This window comes from Candidatus Aegiribacteria sp. (genome assembly GCA_021108005.1).
In the GTDB taxonomy this organism is placed as follows: domain Bacteria; phylum Fermentibacterota; class Fermentibacteria; order Fermentibacterales; family JCC-6; genus Aegiribacteria.
Genome location: JAIORS010000129.1, coordinates 1 through 2123, shown reverse-complemented (window position 1 = coordinate 2123; position 2123 = coordinate 1). Strand labels below are relative to the sequence as shown.

Sequence of the window (2123 nt, the reverse complement as noted above, 5' to 3'; positions counted from 1 at the left end):
CAATATCAATATACTCCAGCGCCTTATTATTCAACACCGCATCATAATCCATAAGCTCCTCCACCTGCTTCCCAAGCTTCGCCTTCTCCGCACCTGAATCATCCCCAAGCATCCCGATCCTCGCATCCAGTTTCGCCTCAAGCTCAAGCAGATAATCCGTCCTCATCTTAGCCAGCGTTTCCCGATCATACCTGTGCATATACACCAGCGCATTGAACCCCCTGCCCTTGCCTGATGTGAAGAGCCAGTATATGGGTCTCTTCTTGTACATCTTGACATGGTCTTTGAAGAACGATTTCAGGAAATAGTCCCGTATCACTTTCTCAGGCGACCCACCGCCCTTCTTTGACTTCGACAGAGCCCGGGCAATAAATTCAAGGTTCTCGGCAAGGCTCTCTACCCCGAATGTGGTTTTCAGGAATTCCCTGAACCTGGACATGATGTCATCTGTGAAGTATTCATCTTCAAGTATGGGGATGATGTTATCGTCATCCGGCATGAACGACGCATCAGGCACCTGTTGTAGATAATCTCCTATCTTTTCGCCCTGGTTTGCCAGAATCAGCCCTGGCTTGTCCAGCGAATACCGCCCAAACATACAGCCCACGGCATAGGAGATGAACTCCTTGATGCTGTCTGCCAGCAACAATGCTTCCAGATCTTCCTCGCTTTTATTTCCGTTGTAGCGATAATGCGGGTTGCATGTCAGCGTGATCTCAGAAAGTGGAACATCCGGTGTTAGTTCATCTTGCAAGCCGTAAGCCTCAATGAAAATACGATTATTCTCTTCTTCCAGTTGCTGCATCTCCAGCGTCATCTCTCGCCAGTGAGCGCGGAGCTTAACGTAGGTTTCACGGAGGGCGAGTTGGTGGATTTCTGGTTGGAGGAAGGGGAGGGTGGTGAAATCCCAGGAAGTTTCATAGAAATCCCAATCTGAAATAGATATTCGAATGCATTTATTAATATTACTAATTAAACTATCATCTAAAATATCCTTTAATGGTATTTTTGCTATTTCTCCGCTTGTAAAACTAAGAGTTGGACATAACAGACTCAGATACATATTGGTTAATTTTGAACAAAATAAACCAAGTGTCAATTGGATTGTCTGTGAATCCGCAAATCCACAACGTCCAGTATCATCAAATAAAAAACCCGAAGGTCGCCAACGCGCAGCAAATTTTCCTGAACTAATTTTTGACCACGTTAATCCATCTTGAAAATAAAAGTCTTGATTTCTTACTGCAGAACGAATACGTCCTTTTTCGAATCCGAATTTTCTAATTGCTTCCCCATTATTTTGCCAATTCACAATAATGGAATGATTTCCATACCATTTACGAAACTCACCCCCACTATGACAAGGATACCATTTTATGCCGTTTACTTCAGTTTCTGAAAGTGTTTTTGTATTAAAGGATATATTATTTTTGGGTACTTCAAACCAATATCTTTGAAAAATTGTGTTGTCCCCTGTAGACAATCCAGCTTTTAAAGCAATCTTGTTTCCAATAAGATCAGCTCTTATAAATGTCTCAAAAAATTGATTGCTAACCCAGTAAGCAATCGGACTCCCCGGAATATTCTTAAAATCAGCTGCAGAGGTGCGGTAGAAGTTAGGGACCGGGTTATTTGCTGAATTATCATTGGTCATGGTTTGATCCCTCTTCGAGAAGTCGGCGCTGGTTCATTGAGTTTTCAAAAACATCACAGGGCTTGTGATGGATTTGCAGGCTTTCATCGGTCACACGAGCACGGGCACGACCATCAGGATATGCGCTCATTCCCCACCTCCTTGAGCCAAAAGTTGTGACTCTATCCGTGATCCGACTTCAGCCGCCAAATCTTGGTGTCCTCTGTGATTTGTGGGTGTTACATGTTCGCTTACTTGTTCGGTTACTTGTATGGTAACATATCTGATTACTTGTTCGGAAAAGGGGGTTTTATACAACTGGGTCGGTGACTGGCCCCCTACTTGGTCCCTACTTAGTCCCAACTTGCTCCCTACGTGATCCCAGCTTGGTCCCGACTTGGTTCCAGTTCTGGCAACGAGTTCACCAACTTGGTGTCTATTTAGCGTGAACTTAGTGTTGATCTTCATATACGGCACCGCTTTGTGGAAT

1 protein-coding gene is annotated in these 2123 nt (G+C 44.1%); it reads right to left on the bottom strand.

All coding sequences use genetic code 11. From position 1 onward, the window contains the following. The coding region (gene pglX / locus K8S15_07785) for a BREX-1 system adenine-specific DNA-methyltransferase PglX (protein MCD4775937.1) at positions 1-1654 on the bottom strand (1654 nt) is incomplete at its 3' end. Positions 1655-2123 lie beyond the last annotated feature (469 nt).